This is a genomic window from Novosphingobium sp. HNCC26DJ243, assembly GCF_057180545.1.
The window spans coordinates 646,755-663,490 of the sequence record NZ_JBXUGN010000001.1 but is presented as its reverse complement, the minus strand read 5'-3'; the positions used below and the strand labels follow the sequence as shown (position 1 = coordinate 663,490).

Sequence of the window (16,736 nt, the reverse complement as noted above, 5' to 3'; positions counted from 1 at the left end):
GCGCGCAGGCGGTCATTCGCAGGCAAAGCTCGCGGCACGTTCCGGGTCACCGCCGCGATAGCGCGCGATCTTCGGCCAGGCGCAGACCGGGCGTGTACGGCCCGGCCATGGCGTCCGCGCGTCGGCTGTGGCGAGCAGGCTGTCCGGAACCTTGCGCTGTTCGACCCAGTCGACGAGCGCACCCAGAGCATCATAATGGCTCGTGGACGGTCCCCCCATGCAGTGCGCCATGCCTGAGACGGGAAACACGCGCATGCCATCATCGGTACGCGCGCCGTAGCGCTGCACGACGCGGTCGTGCCATGCCAGCGTGTCCATGACCGAAAACACCGGATCGGATACGCCGTGCGGCACCATCAGCTTGCCGCCATGCGCAAAAAAGCCGTCAAGATTGGCCGAGTGCATTGCGATGTCCTGCCAGGCGCTCGTCCTGAACGGTCCTGCGCGACGGTAGATCGCCGCCTCGGTATCGGGAAAGCGATAGCGCAGTTGCATGGCGAGGATGTCGTCAGGTGAGGTACCGACCTGCGCGGGCGGTACCGAGAACACCGTCGGCAGGGAAGCTCCGCCCAGAGCGACGTCGAATGCGGGCAATTGCTCGCTACCGGTGCGCCACATCGACCACATCGGGCTGCCGATGCCACCGTCCCACGTCCATTCCGCATAGATCGGACGCCCGGATGCATTGCGCGTACCGGTCATCACGCGCGCCAGAGTATCGACTTGCGATGCCGTCAGGCAGTCGGCGGTCATGCCGGGGCGGCAGATCTGCGCCTGGAGCCGGTTGAGGACGCGATCGCCTCGGCATTGGCGGAAATCGGACGTGATGCCATCGGCAAGGCCATCTGCCGCGTCGCAGGCATCAAGCACGGCCTTGCGCACGAGCATCATGTCTGCAGGCGTAAACGTGCGCGCGAGCGCAGCGACCGTGGCGGGTTTGCCGGTCTGTTCCTGCGCCAGTGCGGCGAATTGCTGCACGCTCCATGCCTGGTTTAGCGCGGCGCGGGGCAAAGCGAATCCGGGCGCTGCCGCCACGATGCCATCGAACAACGTGGGGTAACGCTGCGCTGCGGCCATCCCTTCCTGCCCGCCCTTGGAGCAGCCGAGGAAGTAGCTGTGTTCGGCGCTCTTGCCATAGTAGCGGGCGATCACCGCCTTGGCTGCCTTGGTGACAAGCGGCAACGAGGCATGGCCGTAGTTGGCGCGCGCGATGGGATCTGTGCCGAAAACGGTCTGTCCGCCCCATGCGGGATCGAAGTTGACCTTGTTGTCGTGGCCACTGTCCTGCGCGACAACGGCAAAGCCACGGGCAAGAGCCGATGGGCCACTGGTGTTGTCTGCGCCCACGGCGTTGCCGACTTCGCCATTGGTGCCGCCGCCACCCTGGAACAGGAACCGACCGTTCCAGTTCGCCGGCAGACGTAGGCGGTAACGAATGGCGTAGTGCTGGCCAAGCCGTCCAAGGCGTTCCTGCATCACGCCCTGAACTTCGCAGTGCGGCGCAAGGGCAAGCGCGGGCTGCCCGAAAGGGCCGGGGGGAAGCTCGGCGGGTCCGGGGGCCGCCGACGTGATCCGCCCCAGACCGGGAAGGTGGAGCCCCGCAAGGGCTGCGCAGCGATCGGCATTGGCGCGGACCGTTGCTCTATTTCCGGTCCCGGCATCGGCGCTGCTCCAGATGAGCGCGCTGCCGACGCAGGCAAGCAGAGGGGCGACCTTGCGGAGCGATGCCATGGTTCAGATTGCCTTGTAGAAGCGAATGCGGACGGCCGGAGCTCCGGCCTCCTGAACGGGTTCGAGCGTCCCGACGAACGCCGATTTGCCCAACCATTCGTACTTGCCGAGCGGTGCCTCGAATACCGGCTGCGTGCGCAGCGGAACGGGCTTGCCGTCGGCACCCCTGCAGGCAACGCCCTTGTTGATGACGTTGATCACGACGCCATCATCGGTCTTCAGCATGTAATCGGCCTCGATCTGCAGGCAGCCATCCTGCCGGATCAGCTGCCAGTCCCAACCTCCGGGAATGATCGTCCCCTTGATGCCGGGGCCTTCGAACCGGCCGCCGGTGATCGGAATGATGTTGCGGCCGCCCAGCGACGTCGGCCCGACCCTTATGTCGGGCGCGAGAGTGACGATCTCCTCGAAGGCGAACTCGAGGCGCGGGGCATCGGCATCTTCGGCGGCAATGGCCGTGACGGGCGCGCCACCCGCGCTTGCCAGGACAAGCGAGAGGGCGGCGTAACGTTCGATGTTTCGCATTGGCATTCCGATCAGAATTCGAGGCCGACACGCACGCCGTACTGGCGGGGGGCACCGTACAAGGTGTTATCGCCATCGTTGCCCGAGCGGTAGGTCTTGTCGAAGATATTGGTGCCGTAGACGGAGAGCGTCCAGCGATCGCGGCGATACTGCAATTGCGCGTTGGCAAGCGTGCGCGCTTCGAGAACATCGACGACGGGGCGTTCAAACAGACTGGTAGTCTGTTTGCCCAGGTACGCGACGTCGATGCGAGGAATTATCTGCGCCTCGCCGAGTTCGATTGTGTATTCTAGCCCGGCACTGGCAGTCCATTCGGGCGAATAGAGATTGTTTCGCCCGTCCAGCGTGGTCACGAAAGGCAGGTAATCGAAGCAGCCGGCAGGCGTCGGTGGCGAATTGGTGACACACTGTCCCCCGAGATTGTTCGCATTGCCGCCCGGCAGCGCGCGCGTGTCGATCAGGCTGAGCGCACCGACCCGCGAATTGACGTAGGCCACACTTCCATCGAACCGCAGGGCGCCGGCACGGGCCTGGATCTGCGCTTCGAAACCGTAGATTCGCGATTTGCCCGCGTTGGTGATCGAGCTTGCGCGGGTGTTCGGATTGAACACATTGAGCTGCAGGTTCTTGTAATCGATGTAAAAGCCATTGACCTGAGTGGTGATGTGGCCATCGGCAAGCGTCGATTTCCAGCCCGCTTCGTAGTTGGTCACGGTCTCTGCAAGGAACAGCCCGGCCGGAAGGTTGACCCCTCCCGGCTTGTAGCCCGTCGCAACGAAGCCGTAGAGCAGGTTGTCGTCGTCGACCTTGTAGTTGAGCGCCACCTTTCCGGTCACGCGCGTGTCGGAATAGCGCGGGCTGGAGGGATCAATGCCAAAGCCGCCAACGGCAAAGGTGCCGCTCTGGGTTTGCCTGTCGTAGCTTACGCGCACGCCCGTATCGAGCGTGAGCCCTTCCGTGATCGGCCAGGTCACCTGTCCGAACCCGCCGAGCGAGAGCTTGGGATTGACCGTGTTTATGCCGATCACGAAATTGCCGCCGACGAGATTGATCCCGAGATCAAGATCGGCGGTCTGGTAAGCCGCCGAAGCGCCCAGTACCCACTTGATTGCGCTGGCATCGGACGAGATCAGATTGACTTCGCCGCTGTAGACGTTGTCGTGGATCTTCTGGTCGTTCCACGAGAATGGCACGGGCGAGGCATCCGTGTCGTTGGTGAAGTCCTGCTTGCCAAACTGATAGCCGAACACTGCGCGCAGCTGCGTGCCGCTGTCGAGCGTGAAGACCGTCTCGACCCCGGTGCGGAGGCTGAACTCCTTCTGCTTGGTCGGATGATCGTAGTTAATCACGAAAGGCGTCGACGGGGCAGCAGCCGCAAAGGCCGTGCCGGGCAGCGGGGCATAGGGGTAGCCACCGCCGCTGTTGGCGTTGACTTCGGTCTTCCATTCAACCTTCAGGTTGGTCGAAGGCTCCCACAGCACACTGAGGCGCGCGCCCTGTGCATCGACCTTGCCCGGTTCGGAGCGGTTGGCCGGGTTGATCTGGTCGTAGAAGCTGTTGCGATTTTCGAAATGGCCTGCGAGGCGCACCGCGAGCGTCTCTCCCAGCGGCACGCTGAAGCCTGCGTCGGCGACGATGGCGTTGTAATTGCCGTAGGACACTTCAGCATTGCCTTCGCTTCGGCCAAGCTTGGGCGAACGGGTGCGCTGGATGATGGCTCCTCCGGTGGAATTCTGGCCGACAAACGTGCCCTGCGGGCCGCGCAGCACTTCAATCGAGGCGATGTCGAACACGCCTTCGTTGAGGAAGATCGGGCTGGGCGCAAATAGCGAGTCACGATAGAGCGCGACGCCCGAGACGACCGTGGGCGACTGCAGGTTGAGGCCGATGCCGCGGATGTTCGCGAACTTGAGGATGCCAGCGTCGGCGAACGAGAATGCAGGTGTGACGTTCTGAAGATTGGTAAGATCGCGGATGCCGCGGTCCTGCAGTGCGTCTCCCGGGATCACGGTTACGGCGAGCGAGGTATCCTGCTGGTTTTCTGCGCGGCGTTGCGCGGTGACCACGATTTCCGAAAGTGCGGCATCCGTGGCAGCGTCCTGCGCGAAGGCGGGCGTCTGAAACATCGCGACGAAAGTGGCGCCCGCCATCAGGCGAGCGAAAATGCGGCTGGTCATGCATCATCCCCAATTTTCGTGCGGCGCCTCCCTGTGGGCCGCTCCGATATTTCCGCTCTAGGGGTTGTCTTCGGGCATAAAGAGAGCCCAAAATAGATGGCACCACAAAGCATCTCCTGCCGGCCATTCCAGATGTTTCCCCCACGCCTTCAGCGCGCGACAGAAATCCCCATCAGCAAGGGCCGGACGGCCGCGCTGGCGCTTGCCGACAGGTTCGAGGCCGATATCGTTCGTCTGGACGGCGCGGGCGGCAAGGTGTTTGGGCCCGAGCACAGGTTGCAGGTCGAATACAAGGCATCAGGCAACGTTGTGCGCCAGGCCTTGCGCATCCTCGAAGCGCGGCGGATCGGGTCGATGCGGCGCGGCGTCGGTGGTGGCCTGGAACTGCGGGTCCCTGACCTCGCCGAAACCGCCCAGCTCATCGCGCTGTATCTCAACGCCATCGACGCCGATTGCGGCGATACGGCAAGGGCGGCTGTCCTGCTGGAACGTCACCTTGCCGGACGCAACAGTCCGGTCTTTGCCTGGACGCGCGACCTCCTGGATGGGGTAACGAAGGCTCTCGACATGCCTGTGCAGCCTGCGGGAATAGCTGCGGGCAATCGGGCCATGGTAATCGCTCGCAGGATCATCGTGGCGGCGCGCGACAGCGTGGGGCTGATCGACGGTGCAAGGCTTGGATCGCTTGATGAACTCGTCGAAGCGCATTCTTCTGGCAGGCCGGTCATCTTGCAGGCCCTGCGTATTCTCGAAGATCTCGAGATGGTGCGCGTGCAATTGGGGCGAGGGGGTGGTTTTGTCCTGCGGCGGCCCACTCCGGGCGCGATCGTTCGCGCTGTCTTCCCGCATTTCCAGTTGAATCGATTGCCGGAATCGTGGCTTGGCGACCTGATCTGGACGATCAACGCCATCAATGCTCAGACCGTTGCCGAACGTTTCGCCGGACAGACGTACAAAGGGCTCGAAGCGGCAATGCGGACTTTGCGCCCCGATCAGTTCGAGCGTGGCGATTATTCGCACCAGCTGAGCATATGGCGGATTCTCGCGGACCTCCACGGCAATGACGTGCTGCACGTCATCATCAGGACGCTGTTCTACTTTCAGGTGCAATCAGGCAGAACGATCCTGCCACCCATGGCAGCAGCCGACGCACAGATGATTCATGACCTGACTATCAGGCTGATCGAGGCAATAACCTCCGGCTCAGTTGACGAAACTGCCCACTTGATGCGCACTTATGAAAGCGCATCAAGGATGATGCAGACCAGTTGACTGCCTTAACCGGCCGAGCGCGCGGGCGTGATCCTGATTTTGCGGTAGTGCGCGATGGTGCCGCTCTCGATCCACAGCCCGACCTTGCCCCGGCGGTCGGCACCTAGCTTGAGGTCGTTCACGATCAGGGTCGGGTTGGAGCGGCGGTCGAGATACAGCTTCGCCTTCGCGCCGGATACTTCGATCCTGACGTGAATCCATCGGCCGGGTGCGATGTCTGCAGCGGTTTCATAGCGTTCAGGAGATTCGGCGCGCAGGCGATCGAAACGATAGTCGGGAAAGGCCGCGTACTGGATCGAATGATTGCGGCGGACCTGGTCATCGGCGACGCCGTTTGTAGGTCGAAGGTAGATCTTCTCGAAACGACCATCCGCGACACGGAACGCAAAGCCCACAAAACCGCGGGCAAAGGCGGGTGCCTGCGGATCGACGGTGCTCATGATTTCGGCCTCGATCGTGCCGTCCGAGAAGTCGACCGGGAGCAGCGCCATGAAGTCACGGTCGGAAAGCTTTTCGCGCGCCGGGTCCTGCCAGAACTGGCGCGGCATCGAGACTCGCAGCCCGTCCTTGTCCTGTGCGACGTCGACATTGTGCGGCGTGATGTCGGCAAGGGCGAATTGTCCGACCGGCGGCCTGGCAAGCGCCGTGGTCGCACCCAGCACCAATGCGATACCGGCGATCCGGCGAGGATCAAGAAGTCCTGCCGGGTGTGGCTTCGATTTGGTGCGGAAGATTGCCATGGAAACCTCAGGAATGGATTGGTGCCGCTCCGACGAGACCGACGGGCGATGCATTTGGATCGCGCGCCACATTTACAGATGTTTGTAGTTGACGGAATAGGGCCTTCGCGCGGAACAGAGCGGACATGATGTCTTCAATCGCCAGCGTCGAATCCATATCCGGTCTCACCGCATTTGTCGCGACCGTCGAGGCTGGGGGATTTGCCGCTGCGGCGCGAAGGCTCGGTCTTTCGGCCTCGGCTGTGGGCAAAGCGGTTTCGCGGATGGAGGCCCGGCTTGGGGTGCGCCTGCTCACGCGGACGACGCGGCAGGTGATGATGACCTTCGAGGGCGAGCAGCTCTACCATCGCGCGAGCCGCCTGCTGGATGATCTGCGCGATATCGAGGGCATGCTGGCCGCGCAACGCGCGGCACCGGTCGGTAGGGTGCGGGTCAGCCTTCCGGCAACACTGGGACGCATGCTGGTCGTGCCGAACCTGGGCGAGTTCATCGCCGAGTACCCGGGGATCGAACTTGAAATCGGCCTTGACGATCGCAAGGTCGATCTCGTCGAAGGTGGCTACGATCTTGCGGTCAGGACCGGGGTTCTCGAAGACAGCGGCCTGTTTGCGCGCAAGCTGGCGCAGCACCGCTTTCTGCTCTGCGCCTCGCCCGCATATCTGGCCGAGTGCGGTATGCCCGCAACGCTGGAAGCACTCTGGCAGCACAAAGTCATCCGCTTCCGCTATCCGACCACCGGCATGCTTGAGCGATGGTCATTCGACGGCGTGGAGTACGATCGCGAGATACCTGCCGGCCTTGTCTTCAACGATGGCGAGGCAGTGGCCCGCGCCGCGATGGCTGGACTCGGGATCGCGCAACTGCCCGATTATGCGGTGGTCGATGAAGTGGCGGCGGGACGATTGGTGCCCTTGCTCACCGACTTGCGCTGCGTGCGCGGCGACCTCTGGCTGGTTCGGGCATCGCAGCGCGCCGAGGCGCCGCGGGTCAAGGCCTTTGCAACGTTTCTCGAGGGCTTCATCGCGCGGCGCGCGGGGTCATGACATGAAAAAAGGGGGACAGCCGGCTGGCTGCCCCCCTGCTATCTCGAAGGGTCTGGTCCTGCGAGGATCAGACCGGGTAGGGCTGGTCCGAGGGCTCGACCGTAACCCACTTGAGTTCGGTGAATTCGTCGATCACGGCGCGGCCGTCAAACCGTCCGTAGCCGCTGTTCTTCATGCCACCATAAGGGGCCTGCGGCTCGTTCTGGACGGTCGCGCCGTTGACGTGAACGTGACCTGCATCGATCTGGCGCGCGACGTTGAGCGCGCGCGTCGCGTCGCGTCCGAAGACAGCGGCGGCGAGGCCGTACTCGGTGTCGTTGGCGACGCGGATCGCTTCCTCGACGCCCTTGACGCGGACGATCGTGGTGACCGGGCCAAAGGTTTCCTCGTCGTAGATCGTCATGCCCGGAACGACGTGATCGACGATCGTGGCGGGCATCACCGCACCATTTGCCGACCCGCCGACGACGATTTTCGCACCCTTGGCGAGGGCATCGTCAAGCATGGCGTTGATGCGCGTGCCCGACGAGGCGTCGATCATCGGGCCAATCACGCAGGCGGGATTGACCATCGGATCGCCGGCCAGCAGCGCCGCGGCGCGGGCGGCGAATGCTGCAACGAATTCGTCGGCAACAGCCTCGTCCACGACGAAGCGCTCGGTCGACATGCAGATCTGGCCCTGATACAGGAAAGTGCCGAAGATTGCGGCATTTACCGCGCCTGCAATGTCGGCATCGTCAAGCACGACAAACGGTGCCTTGCCACCCAGTTCGAGCAGGCAGCGCTTGAGATTGCGGCCCGACTTCTCGGCGATGATGCGGCCGATGCGGGTGGAGCCAGTGAAGTTCACGCGGCGGATGGCCGGGTGCGAGATCAGGCAATCGATCACATCTGCGGCATCTTCGGGCGCGTTGATCACGAAGTTCAGGACGCCTTCGGGCAGGCCTGCTTCGACAAACGCGTCGGCGATCAGCGCGTGGGTCTTCGGGCTCATCTCCGAGGCGCGGAAGACGACCGTGTTGCCGCATGCGATAGGGTAGGCGATGGCGCGGCATGCAAGGATGACCGGGCCATTCCAGGGCACGATGCTAAGGATCGCACCGACCGGCTGGCGCAGCGTCATCGAAAGGGTGCCGGGCTTGTCGGTCGGGATCGTCTCGCCCTGGATCTGCGTGGTCAGCGATGCGGCTTCGCGGATCAGGTTGGCAGCGGCCATGACGTTGAATCCGCCCCACAGGCCCGATGCGCCGACTTCTGCGGCCATGGCCTGCGAGATATCGCCGATCTTGGCTTCGAGACGGTCGGCAGCGGCCATCAGCACGCGGCGACGTTCGGTGGGGCCGGTCTTGGACCACGACTTGAAGGCCTCTCCTGCGGAAGCCGCGGCCCGCGCTGCGTCGGCAACGCCGGCAGCGGCCGAGCGCGTGACTACTTCACCGCTCACAGGGTTGCGGCGTTCGAAGGTCTTCCCATCGCCCGCAGCGACCGCTTTGTTGTCGATCAGCAGCTGCACTTCCATGTTACTCTCCCCAATCGGCTCGGGCCGTTTTGCACAGACAAAGCAGCGCTTGGCCAACCTCTTACGGCCGGTCAACGCTGTCCATGAGCCATTTGTATAATATAAAAAGGATTGCGCCAAATAAAAATTTCTGGCAGCGATAACATCATCTGGTGGCGACTCCCGATCAAACCGGGAGCGCTGCGGGGCGCGAGTCCTGCAAGCCGGGACAGTGTATACGGGAGAAGATCGTTGGGCATTCACGACAGCAGGATCATCAAGGCAGCCATCGTCCGCGAAAAGGGCGGAGCGATGTCAATCGAGGACGTTCGCATTGGCGAGCCAGCCGATGATGAGGTGCTGGTCCGGATCGTTGCCACCGGCATCTGCCATACCGACCTTTCGGTTCGCGACCAGTTGCTCCCCATGCCGCTACCCGCAGTACTCGGACATGAAGGCAGTGGCGTTGTCGAGGCGGTCGGCCGTTCGGTAACCAATGTCGTCCCCGGCGATCACGTCGTGATGAGCTATGCCTGGTGCGGTAGCTGCGATCTGTGCCATTCGGGCCACCCCGCTCACTGCGAGAACGTGCTGCCCCAGTGCTTTGGTGGGAGCCGCGCCGACGGTTCGACCGGTATCACCGATTCGACCGGCGCGCCGATCCATGACCACTTCTTCGCGCAGTCCTCGTTCGCCGAATATGCGCTGGCCAACATGCGCAATGTGGTCAAGGTGCCCAAGGACCTGCCGCTCGACCTGCTGGCTCCGCTTGGTTGCGGCCTTCAGACCGGTGCGGGTGCTGTCCTGCAGGCGCTGAAGGTGAAGCCGGGTTCGTCGTTCGTGGCGTTCGGCATCGGTGCCGTGGGACTCGCCGCAATCATGGCAGCCAAGGTTGCCGGCGCGACCAAGGTCATCGCTGTCGACATCAATCCCGAACGTCTTGCCCTTGCTGCAGAAATCGGTGCGACGCACACGATCAACGGCAAGGAAGTCGATGCGGTCGCCAAGATCCAGGAAATCACCGGCAAGGGTGCTGACTTCGCACTCGAAGCCAGCGGCGTCGGCGCGGTGCTTCGCCAGGCAATCGACTGCCTCGGCATCTTCGGGACCTGCGGCATCGTCGGTGCGCCGCCGCTCGGCTCGGAAGTGAAGGTCGACGTCATGGGCGTGATGATCCCCGGCAAGCGCGTGATGGGCATCGTCCAGGGCGACGTCATCTCTGCAACGTTCATCCCCACTCTGATCGAGCTCTATCGCCAGGGGCGTTTCCCCTTCGATCGACTGATCAAGCAGTACGATTTCGCAGACATCAATCAGGCCATCGCCGACAGCGAAACGGGCAAGACGATCAAGCCCGTCCTGCGCATCGGCACGGTCTGAAGCCTTTAGTCAGACTGGGACAATGCTATGACTTCTAACAGGCGCGAAGGCCTGGACGGGCAGACCTTGCCCGCGTGGGATGGGGAAGGGTCCAGCCGGATCCCTTCACCCGTCTACACCGACGAGGGAATCTACCAGCGCGAGCTTGAGCGGATCTTCTACGGCCCGCATTGGAGCTATGTCGGGCTCGAGATCGAGGTGCCCGAGGCGGGAAGCTTCAAGCGGACCTCGGTCGGTGAGCGTTCGGTCATCATGATCCGCAACCGCAAGGGCGAGATCAACGTGCTCGAAAACCGTTGCGCGCACCGCGCAATGCGGTTCTGCCAGGAGCGCACCGGCAAGGTGAAGACGCTCGTCTGTCCTTATCACCAGTGGAACTACAACTACGACGGCAAGCTGCTGGGCGTGCCCTTCCGCAATGGTGTGAAGGGCAATGGCGGAATGCCCGAGGACTTCAGTCTCGATGATCACGGGCTGAATCGCCTCAAGGTCGCGGTTCGCAACGGGGTGGTCTTCGCCTGCTTCGATCACGATGTCGAACCGCTCGAGGAGTACCTCGGCGAGGACATCCTGGCCTGCTTCGACCGCACGTTCAACGGTCGCAAGCTGACCCTGCTTGGTTACAATCGCCAGCGCATTCCGGGCAACTGGAAGCTGATGATGGAGAACATCAAGGACCCCTATCATCCGGGCTTGCTGCATACCTGGTTCGTGACGTTCGGCCTGTGGCGCGCCGATAACGAATCGCGCCTCAAGATGGACAAGCACCATCGCCACGCCGCGATGATCTCGCGCCGCAGCGATGCAGTGACAAAGAACATCGAGGAAGGCGTCACCAGCTTCCGGAAAAACATGCAGCTCAACGAACCGCTGCTGCTCGATATCGTGCACGAACCGTGGTGGGGCAACGATACAGTCTGCATGACTACCGTGTTCCCCAACGTGATTTTCCAGCAGCAGGTGAACTCGCTTTCTACCCGCCAGATCATTCCGGCAGGGCCCGACAAGTTCGACTTCGTCTGGACGCACTTCGGGTTCGAGGACGACGACGAGGAAATGGTCGAGCGTCGCCTGCGGCAGGCCAACCTCTTCGGTCCGGCCGGCTTCGTGTCGGCAGATGATGGCGAAGTTATCGAGTTCAGCCAGGAAGGCTTCGTGCAGGACCAAGCGTTCAGCACGATTTGCGAACTCGATGGCGTGGGCGTGGGGCCGAGCGACCACATGGTCACCGAGACCCTCATTCGCGGCATGTACCGCTATTGGCGGGAGGTGATGGAACTGTGAGCGTCGACATCCAACTCCGCCACGACGTGGCCGACCTCTATGCTGCCTATGGTGCCTGCATCGACGGGGCCCACTACGACGAGTGGCCCGAGTTCTTCACCGAAAACGCGTGGTACCGGGTCGTGCCCCGCGAGAACTTCGATCGTGATCTGCCGCTGAGCACGCTCTCGCTCAAGGGCAAGGCGATGATGAAGGATCGCATCTACGGCGTGGAAAGCACGATCTTCCACGCGCCTTACTACCAGCGCCACGTCATCGGCCTTCCGTCCATCACTGTGAGTGAAGACGGGATCATCAATGTCGAGGCAAACTACGCAGTATTCCGGACGAAGCGGGATTTTCCGGCCGAAGTATACAGCGTGGGACGATACATCGACCGTGTGGTCTATGAGGGAGATAAATTGAAATATTCGCAGAAGTTCTGCGTTTTCGACAATGATATCATTCCGAATTCGCTGATCTATCCAATTTAAGTCTTGGGCAAATAATCAAATAGGGGAGATTAACATGAAAAGGACATTCCTGTCCGGCACTGCGGTGCCGGCGCTGCTTTCTGTTGCGTGTTTCGCAGGCGCCAGTGTCCCTGCCTTCGCGCAGGAAACTGCAGCTGAAGAAACTTCCGGCATCGGCCAGATCGTCGTTACCGCGCAGAAGCGCGCGGAAAACGTCCAGAATGTTCCGATCGCCATTTCCGCGTTCGCCGGTGACTCGCTGGCAGAACGCAGCGTTGGCAACGTCAGCCAGCTTGCGGCGCTTTCGCCCAACGTCAACCTGGACTCGGGCGTTTCGTTCACCGCTTCGACCGCGGTTCTTGCCGCCTCGATCCGCGGCATCGGCGCCAGCGACTTTGCATTCAACATCGACCCCGCCGTGGGCGTCTACGTCGATGGCGTCTATCTCGCCCGTTCGGTTGGCGCAAACCAGGACCTGCTCGACGTCGAGCGCATCGAAATCCTCAAGGGTCCGCAGGGCACGCTGTTCGGCCGTAACACCATCGGTGGCGCGGTCTCGATCGTCACGCGCGATCCGGGCAAGGAATTCAGCGTTCGCGGTGACGTGACCGTCGGTCGCTTCAACCTGTTCCAGGCTCGTGCGTCGGTTGACGTTCCGCTGGCCGAGAACCTCTATTCGATGGTCACCGTCGATGTGAAGACCCGCAACGGCTACATGAAGCGCCTGCCTTTCCCTGGCTCGCTTGCTGCAAATTCGCCACCGTACACGGTCTATCCCGCCGCCGGTTATGAATCGCCCTCGCGCGAAGGCGACGAAGACAACCGCACGATCCGCGGCAAGGTCAAGTACGACGGTGGCAACTTCCGCTTCACCCTCGGCGGCGACTATGCCTACACCAAGGGCACGGCGCCGACGAAGCTGCTGCAGACGACCAATGGCGATCCGGGCGGCCTGTTCGGCAACCTCTACAACCTTTGCATCAGCACGCCGGTTGACACGCTGACGGCCATCGGCCTGATCAACATGTGCAACTCGTCGGGTACGCAGCTGCCGTCGATCCACCGCAACGAAACCTTCCCGGTGAATCGTCTCTACACGCTCGCCGGCGTGAACGCAGACGCAAACCCGAACAACGACCTGCTGCCGTGGGACAACCGGTTCATCACCAACAACCGCGACACCACCTACGCGACGGGCAACAACTTCTCGCACCTGAAGAACTGGGGCTTCACGGGCGTTCTTGAATTCGACGTCAGCGATGACGCGATGCTCAAGTCGATCACCTCGTTCCGCAAGAGCCATTGGGTCAGCGGCCTCGACGGCGATGGTTCGCCTATCAACATGTCGACCTACAGCTTTGAGCAGAAGCAGAAGCAGTTCAGTGAGGAACTGCAGCTCGTCGGCAGCGCGCTTGATGGCAAGCTGAACTACGTGCTTGGCGGCTACTACTTCAACGAAAGCGGCTATCTTGCCGACTACGTGATCTCGGGTGAAGGCATCTATGTCATCGACGGTCCGAACTGGCTCGAAACGAATGCCTATGCGGCATTCGGCCAGATCGACTATCGCTTCAGCGATCTCATCGGGATCACGCTGGGCGGCCGTTACACGCACGAAAGCAAGAGCTTCGAAGGCGGCCAGCAGGAGCTGAGCGGGCTGTTCTACAAGCTTGCGGGTGCCCCCTGTTCCGACCTTGCCGGCAACATCTTCCCGAATGCAACCATCGGTGGGGTGAGCTGCCGCGTGGCCAACAACTATCCGGATCCCAGCAACCCGCTGCGCATCTATCCCGGTGGCATCAACCACCTGAGCTTCAATGACTTCTCGCCCAAGGTCGGTGTGCAGATCCACCCGAACGACGACGTGATGCTCTATGGCTCGTGGTCGCAGGGCTACAAGACCGGCGGCTGGACGACGCGCTACTCGACGCCGCAGACCTTCGTCAGCAGCTTCAAGCCGGAAGAGGCAGAGACCTTCGAAATCGGCCTGAAGTCGACGCTGCTCGATCGTCGTCTGCAGATCAACGCTGCGGTGTTCCAGACGAACTACAACGCGATCCAGCTGAACTATCAGGTGGGCGGTTCGCCGACCATCGCGAACGTCGGCGACGGCAAGATCAAGGGCGCCGAGCTCGAGGTCGTGGCCCAGCCGGTGCCCGCACTGACGCTGAACTTCGCTCTTGGCTACACCGACGCCTACTACACCAAGCTTGATCCCGCCGTTGCCGTCACCAGCGGTCCGAGCGCGCTCCAGGCTGGTGCAGTTGTAGGTAGCGTGCTGCCCAAGACGCCGAAGTGGAAGGTGAACTTCAGCCCACGCTACGAGATCGGCTTGGCCAATGGCGGGACTGTTACCCTGCTGGCGGACTACACCTACATCTCGTCGCAGACCAACAACGTCGAGCGCACGTTCGTGCTCAATCGTCCCGGTGTTTCGCTGCTCAATGCCAGCATTGCGTATCGCGATCCTTCGGAACGCTACACGCTGACCGTCGGCGGGACCAACCTGACCAACGAACGCTTCGTGACCTCCGGCAGCGCCATTCCTGCGTTCGGTGCGATCGTCGGCTCGTACAACCGTCCGGTCGAATGGTTCACGCGTCTCGGCTTCAAGTTCTGAGCCGGGCCGTAGCCTGAAAGAAAAGCCCCCCGGAGACATCTCCGGGGGGCTTTTTCATGTCAGCGTCCCGACAGGCGTTGACGGTACTTCAACGCTTGGGGCGAATGCAGGTGTAGCTCGAGGCCTGCTTTGCATCGCCACTCACGTAAGTGATCTTCTCGGGGTAGGGGCAGATCGGCATGCTGCGTGCGGCCGCGCCTTCACCAGCCTTGAGCGTCAGTGCGCCGGGAGCCTGAGTCTTCTGTTCGACCCACGCGGTCAGGACATCGTACATCTGCCCTGGCGCAAAATTGGGAATGACCGCCGCGTGGTTAGACGTGCCATTCGGCGTGCCGTGGCCGAGGCCCGGAACGAGGTAAAGCCGGTAGAAATCACGCAAGCGGTCGACGCCGCCCATCTGGCGTGCTGCGGCGTTGTAATAGTGGATCGAGCCCTGGACGGGGATCACCTCGTCAGCGATGCCGTGCCAGGTCAGCAACTTGCCGCCGCGCTTGCGGAAGGCGGTCAGGTCGGGATTGTTGGTGTTGATATTGCCGAACTTGGGCTGGAGCGCGAGGCCGCGCGCATAGGCACCGGCGAGTTGCGCGTAGGTCAGGTCTTTCCACTTCGACTGTCCGCTTCCCGCCGCGCTTTGGAACATCGGTTCGGCGATGGCAGGGTTCTGCATCTCGAGGGCCACGACGTGCGTGGCGATCGAGAAGGGGTGGTCGGGGTTAACCAGCCCCTCGAAGCCGGGGTAGTTGAGGTAGAGCGTGGTGCCGCGCGCAAGGCCGAACCAGTGACGCCGATTGCGCTTCGTGGCGAGATTGCGATCGGTCCGGTTCCAGCCATTGTCGACGGCGGGATCGGGCACGCTGCCGTCCGATGTCATGCCGTACCAGACCTTGTTCAGGGCCCGTGCCTCCGCAACGCTGACGCAGTCTCCGGTTGAGTTGGTGCCGCCTTCGGACGCGCAGAGCACGGCCTTGTCCTTGCTGGGGTCGTAGCGGCAGGTGGCTATGTCGACGATATATCCAAGATGCTCGCCGCCAACGCTGTCGCAGGCAGCAATCGCTGCGTTCGATACGAGGTCGAGTTGGCTCTTGGTCAGCGCACGGCCACCAAGATCGCGTTGAATTACGACCTGGGGATAGAGCTCCGCGGTGATGAAGCGGGTCCAGTTCAGCGCCGGAAACAGTGCGATGATCCCGTCGAAATCCTCGGGATGGTTCTGGGCGAGGTTCAGTCCCTGCCGGCCACCGGTGGAGCCACCCTCCCAGTATGAATATTTCGGCGCCTTGCCATAGTAGAATGCCGCAAGTGCCTTGGACTTGACCGCCTGCTCGTGGATCGCACGTGAGGCGAAGTCGGTCCAGAGACGGCTGTTGATCGAGCCATCGGGCAGAACGGCGAAGCTGCCATTCATGACTGTATGACCCGTGTCGGTTGTCGAGGAGACCGCGCCTTCGGTCATGGCAACCATGGCTGCCATCGGATTGGCGACTGCGCCTGCAACGCCTGCAGGTCCGCCCTGCCAACCGCCACCGCCGAGCGCGTGCAAGCGGCCGTTCCAGTTGGCGCGATCGGGCAGCCAGATCTCGATGCCGATGCCTTCGGAGGTCGATGCCGCACCGGCCGGGCCTGGATTGCCGGGACCGACGATCAGCTTGACCATGCAGACGTCCGCGGCGGCAACAGAAGCGCCTGCCGGTTGCGCGGTCCCGAAGCCTATCGTGTCGCCCTTCCTGAAGTGTGCGACCTGGACAATCCGTGTCGCATCGTCGGGCTTGAAGGTCTGTGCGATCGAAGCGTCGCACTGCGGCTGGCCACTGGGAGCAACGGATTGCCCCCATGCCGGTGCCACCAGCGCGATTTGCGCAGCCGAAAGGCCTCCGATGGCGAACAACCTGGACGCGAAGCGCTGGCGCGAAGGCTTATCTGCTTGAGACATCTGTTTCTCTCCTGCGCCACGCCTTCTGCCGGGGCGGCGCCAAATAGGGTAGGGGCACTTGATGCTGGGTGTTTGGGCCTTCGC

The 16,736-nt window shown here is 62.4% G+C and carries 12 protein-coding genes; 6 read left to right on the top strand and 6 right to left on the bottom strand.

The window, feature by feature from the left end; all coding sequences use genetic code 11:
- Nucleotides 1–12: 12 nt before the first annotated feature.
- From AC2A04_RS03155 to AC2A04_RS03145, 3 genes are read right to left on the bottom strand one after another with little or no spacing between them, the layout of a single operon-like run.
- A complete protein-coding gene (locus AC2A04_RS03155) occupies nucleotides 13–1,731 on the bottom strand; it encodes a tannase/feruloyl esterase family alpha/beta hydrolase (RefSeq protein WP_484210859.1) in 1,719 nt (572 codons plus the stop codon).
- A 3-nt stretch (nucleotides 1,732–1,734) separates the two neighbouring features.
- The gene (locus AC2A04_RS03150) at nucleotides 1,735–2,256 is read right to left on the bottom strand and encodes a DUF3237 domain-containing protein (protein WP_484210858.1); all 522 of its coding nucleotides are present in this window, start codon (nucleotides 2,254–2,256) and stop codon (nucleotides 1,735–1,737) included.
- Nucleotides 2,257–2,267: 11 nt separating this feature from the next.
- The gene (locus AC2A04_RS03145; protein WP_484210857.1) at nucleotides 2,268–4,433 is read right to left on the bottom strand and encodes a TonB-dependent receptor; all 2,166 of its coding nucleotides are present in this window, start codon (nucleotides 4,431–4,433) and stop codon (nucleotides 2,268–2,270) included.
- Between the two features lie 132 nt (nucleotides 4,434–4,565).
- Between AC2A04_RS03145 and AC2A04_RS03140 the strand changes: the two genes are divergently transcribed.
- Nucleotides 4,566–5,705, top strand: a complete 1,140-nt coding sequence (locus AC2A04_RS03140) for a hypothetical protein (RefSeq protein ID WP_484210856.1) — start codon at nucleotides 4,566–4,568, stop codon at nucleotides 5,703–5,705.
- Nucleotides 5,706–5,710: 5 nt separating this feature from the next.
- Here the strand turns inward: AC2A04_RS03140 and AC2A04_RS03135 are convergent, their stop codons facing one another.
- Complete coding sequence (locus AC2A04_RS03135) at nucleotides 5,711–6,445, bottom strand: hypothetical protein (protein WP_484210855.1); 735 nt, start codon at nucleotides 6,443–6,445, stop codon at nucleotides 5,711–5,713.
- Nucleotides 6,446–6,570: 125 nt separating this feature from the next.
- On the opposite strand from AC2A04_RS03135, the gene AC2A04_RS03130 reads away from it, so the two are divergent.
- Nucleotides 6,571–7,488, top strand: a complete 918-nt coding sequence (locus tag AC2A04_RS03130) for a LysR family transcriptional regulator (RefSeq protein ID WP_484210854.1) — start codon at nucleotides 6,571–6,573, stop codon at nucleotides 7,486–7,488.
- Between the two features lie 67 nt (nucleotides 7,489–7,555).
- On the opposite strand, the gene AC2A04_RS03125 is transcribed toward AC2A04_RS03130, so the two are convergent.
- Complete coding sequence (locus tag AC2A04_RS03125; RefSeq protein ID WP_484210853.1) at nucleotides 7,556–9,007, bottom strand: aldehyde dehydrogenase; 1,452 nt, start codon at nucleotides 9,005–9,007, stop codon at nucleotides 7,556–7,558.
- A 231-nt stretch (nucleotides 9,008–9,238) separates the two neighbouring features.
- On the opposite strand from AC2A04_RS03125, the gene AC2A04_RS03120 reads away from it, so the two are divergent.
- The 4 genes from AC2A04_RS03120 to AC2A04_RS03105 are packed head-to-tail and all read left to right on the top strand — an operon-like array spanning nucleotide 9,239 to nucleotide 14,722.
- Nucleotides 9,239–10,366 (top strand): NAD(P)-dependent alcohol dehydrogenase, encoded by a 1,128-nt coding sequence (locus AC2A04_RS03120; protein ID WP_484210852.1) that lies wholly within the window; start codon nucleotides 9,239–9,241, stop codon nucleotides 10,364–10,366.
- 27 nt (nucleotides 10,367–10,393) lie between these two features.
- The gene (locus AC2A04_RS03115; protein ID WP_484210851.1) at nucleotides 10,394–11,650 is read left to right on the top strand and encodes an SRPBCC family protein; all 1,257 of its coding nucleotides are present in this window, start codon (nucleotides 10,394–10,396) and stop codon (nucleotides 11,648–11,650) included.
- On the top strand, nucleotides 11,647–12,123 hold the full coding sequence (locus tag AC2A04_RS03110) for an aromatic-ring-hydroxylating dioxygenase subunit beta (RefSeq protein WP_484210850.1): 477 nt from the start codon (nucleotides 11,647–11,649) through the stop codon (nucleotides 12,121–12,123). Before AC2A04_RS03115 ends, AC2A04_RS03110 begins: the two co-directional genes overlap by 4 nt.
- Before the next feature lie 34 nt (nucleotides 12,124–12,157).
- Nucleotides 12,158–14,722, top strand: coding sequence for a TonB-dependent receptor (locus AC2A04_RS03105; protein ID WP_484210849.1), 2,565 nt, complete (start codon nucleotides 12,158–12,160; stop codon nucleotides 14,720–14,722).
- An 88-nt stretch (nucleotides 14,723–14,810) separates the two neighbouring features.
- On the opposite strand, the gene AC2A04_RS03100 is transcribed toward AC2A04_RS03105, so the two are convergent.
- Nucleotides 14,811–16,652: a tannase/feruloyl esterase family alpha/beta hydrolase gene (locus AC2A04_RS03100; RefSeq protein ID WP_484210848.1), complete on the bottom strand. Its 1,842-nt coding sequence runs from the start codon at nucleotides 16,650–16,652 to the stop codon at nucleotides 14,811–14,813.
- Nucleotides 16,653–16,736: the final 84 nt, after the last annotated feature.

Bases quoted from the DNA above. Each gene is read 5' to 3' on its own strand.
- AC2A04_RS03125 (WP_484210853.1), bottom strand. From the start codon at position 9,007: ATGGAAGTGCAGCTGCTGATCGACAACAAAGCGGTCGCTGCGGGCGAT.
- AC2A04_RS03105 (WP_484210849.1), top strand. From the start codon at position 12,158: ATGAAAAGGACATTCCTGTCCGGCACTGCGGTGCCGGCGCTGCTTTCT.
- AC2A04_RS03100 (WP_484210848.1), bottom strand. From the start codon at position 16,652: ATGTCTCAAGCAGATAAGCCTTCGCGCCAGCGCTTCGCGTCCAGGTTG.
- AC2A04_RS03135 (WP_484210855.1), bottom strand. From the start codon at position 6,445: ATGGCAATCTTCCGCACCAAATCGAAGCCACACCCGGCAGGACTTCTT.
- AC2A04_RS03130 (WP_484210854.1), top strand. From the start codon at position 6,571: ATGATGTCTTCAATCGCCAGCGTCGAATCCATATCCGGTCTCACCGCA.
- AC2A04_RS03145 (WP_484210857.1), bottom strand. From the start codon at position 4,433: ATGACCAGCCGCATTTTCGCTCGCCTGATGGCGGGCGCCACTTTCGTC.
- AC2A04_RS03150 (WP_484210858.1), bottom strand. From the start codon at position 2,256: ATGCGAAACATCGAACGTTACGCCGCCCTCTCGCTTGTCCTGGCAAGC.
- AC2A04_RS03155 (WP_484210859.1), bottom strand. From the start codon at position 1,731: ATGGCATCGCTCCGCAAGGTCGCCCCTCTGCTTGCCTGCGTCGGCAGC.
- AC2A04_RS03140 (WP_484210856.1), top strand. From the start codon at position 4,566: ATGTTTCCCCCACGCCTTCAGCGCGCGACAGAAATCCCCATCAGCAAG.
- AC2A04_RS03115 (WP_484210851.1), top strand. From the start codon at position 10,394: ATGACTTCTAACAGGCGCGAAGGCCTGGACGGGCAGACCTTGCCCGCG.